The sequence below is a fragment of the Nocardioides malaquae genome (assembly GCF_015070385.1).
Classification (GTDB): domain Bacteria; phylum Actinomycetota; class Actinomycetes; order Propionibacteriales; family Nocardioidaceae; genus Nocardioides; species Nocardioides malaquae.
In genome coordinates this window covers 1-273 of the sequence record NZ_JADCSA010000372.1, presented here as the reverse complement: position 1 = coordinate 273, position 273 = coordinate 1, and the positions used below count along the sequence as shown (strand labels likewise).

The following is a 273-nucleotide window of genomic DNA, read 5'->3' as shown; positions in this document are numbered from 1 at the left end:
TGTAAACGGAAATTTTGTCGATAAACGAGTCCGGGCGGGCAAAGTATACATACTCAAACAGGCACGGATTGCTGACCGGATTGTCAGCACATTGACGGGTAAACAACTGCCCTTCTTCAGTGATGTAAATCGCTTCGCCCGGCGCGACGTCACGCAGGAAATCAAAGCCCAGCGTATCGAGCGCTACGCTTTCGGAAGCGACCATATATTCTGTACGGTTCTCGTCAATATCACGTTTTCCCAGTACCAGCGGACGAATCCCGTTTGGATCGC

At 50.9% G+C, this 273-nt stretch carries 1 pseudogene; it reads right to left on the bottom strand.

The annotated features are described in order from the left end of the window. Positions 1 to 273 (bottom strand): annotated as a pseudogene (locus IEQ44_RS15835) (amidophosphoribosyltransferase); the annotation flags it as partial.